The following is a 1963-nucleotide window of genomic DNA, read 5'->3' as shown; positions in this document are numbered from 1 at the left end:
CGCGGGCTCGCGCGGCGGCCGATCCGCGCGGCGATCCGGATGGTCGGGCGGCGGCTCCGACTCCTCGGCCTCGAGGATCCGCGACGACGCGAGCTGCTCGGCCGCCAGCTCGGCATAGAGCCCTCCGCGCGCGACGAGCGACGCGTGGGTGCCGGACTCGACGATGTGCCCCGCCTCGACCACGTGGATGACATCGGCGGCGATGACGGTCGAGAGGCGATGCGCGATCGACAGGGTCGTGCGGCCGCGCGCCGCGGCATCGAGCGCCTCCTGCACGACCCGCTCCGACACGGTGTCGAGCGCCGACGTCGCCTCATCCAGCAGCAGCACCGGGGGGTCCTTCAGGAGCACGCGCGCGATCGCGATGCGCTGCTTCTCACCGCCCGACAGGCGGTAGCCGCGTTCGCCGACGATCGTGTCGTACGCGTCCTCGAACCGCTCGATCACGTGGTGGATGTTGGCCGCGCGGCACGCCGCCTCGAGCTCGGCATCCGTCGCATCCGGCTTGGCGTAGCGCAGGTTCTCGCGGATCGTGGCGTGGAAGAGGTAGGTCTCTTGCGACACGATGCCGATGTTGTCGATGATCGTCTCGAGCCGGAGCCGCCGCACGTCTTCGCCGGCGAACAGGACGGCGCCGTCGGATGCCTCGTACAGGCGCGGCGTGAGGTACAGCACCGTCGTCTTGCCGGCGCCGGACGGCCCGACGAACGCGACATGCTGCCCGGGCTCGGCGACGAACGACACGCCTCGCAGGGTCGGACGCGTATCGGGGGCGGCATCCGGGTAACGGAAGACGACGTCGCGGAACTCGATGCGGCCGAGCGGGCCGGGCGCCCTGTCGACGTCGACCGCGTCGGGCGCGTCGCGGATCGTCGGCTCCAGGTCGAGGTACTCGAAGATGCGCGCGAACAGCGCCGCCGAGGTCTGCAGGTCGAGCGACACGCGCATCAGCCCCATGAGCGGCATGAGCAGCCGCGCCTGCACGGTCGTGAAGGCGACGATCGTGCCCGCCGTGATCGCGTCGCTGCCGCCCACGATGAAGTAGCCCGCGACGAGGTAGATGATGGCCGGGACGCTCGCCATCAGCACCTGCACGACGGCGAAGAAGCCCTGGCCGCTCATCGCACGGCGCACCTGCAGTCGCACCTGGTTGCGGTTCTCGTCGGCATACCGTGCGGACTCGGCGCGCTGCCGGTTGAACGACTTCGACAGCAGGATGCCCGACACGCTCAGCGTCTCCTGCGTGATCGCGGTGAGCTCCGACAGCGACTCCTGCGTCTCGCCGGCGATACGGGCGCGCACCTGCCCGACGCGGCGCTGCACGAGCACCAGCCCGGGCATCAGGATGACCGCGATGATCGTCAGCCGCCAGTCGATGATGATCATCGCGACCAGCGATGCGACCACCGTGACGGTGTTGCCGAGGATGCTCGTGACGGTGTTGGTGAGGACGCCCGACACTCCTCCCACATCGTTCTGCAGGCGCGACTGGATGACGCCGGTCTTGGTCCGCGTGAAGAATGCGAGCTCCATCGCCTGGAGGTGGTCGAACAGCTTCACCCTCAGGTCGCCCGTCACCCGGTTGCCGACGGTGGAGGTGAGCCACGTCTGGGCGACGCCGACGACGGCGGAGAGCAGGAACAGGCCGATCATGACCGCGATGAGCGACCACAGCAGCGACAGGTCGGGTCCCGATCCGTCGACGGGGAAGAGCGCGTCGTCGAAGATCCGCTGGACGAGGAGCGCGGGGATCACCGCGATGGCCGCGCCGACGACGACGAGGAGCCCCGTGACGACGATCGACCCCGTGTACGGCCGGAACAGCGCGACGACGCGGCGGCCGAGGTGCGGGATGCGCGGAGCCTCGGCGTTCTCGCGCCGCTGCGCCTCGGTGTCGACCGGCCGGAAGCCGGGATGGCCGCCGCCACCCCCGCCGCCGCGGCTCATCCCGCCGCCCCCGCGC

At 70.7% G+C, this 1963-nt stretch carries 1 protein-coding gene; it reads right to left on the bottom strand.

Features of this window, described 5'->3' with window-relative positions; all coding sequences use genetic code 11:
* A partial coding sequence (locus EIO58_RS17000) for an ABC transporter ATP-binding protein (RefSeq protein WP_164861828.1) occupies positions 1–1947 on the bottom strand: 1947 nt, incomplete at its 3' end.
* Positions 1948–1963 lie beyond the last annotated feature (16 nt).

Origin of the sequence: Microbacterium sp. CPCC 204701, assembly GCF_004010105.1 — a bacterium.
In the GTDB taxonomy this organism is placed as follows: domain Bacteria; phylum Actinomycetota; class Actinomycetes; order Actinomycetales; family Microbacteriaceae; genus Microbacterium.
Note: the sequence above shows the minus strand (reverse complement) of the source record. Positions and strands in the feature narration are given on the sequence as shown.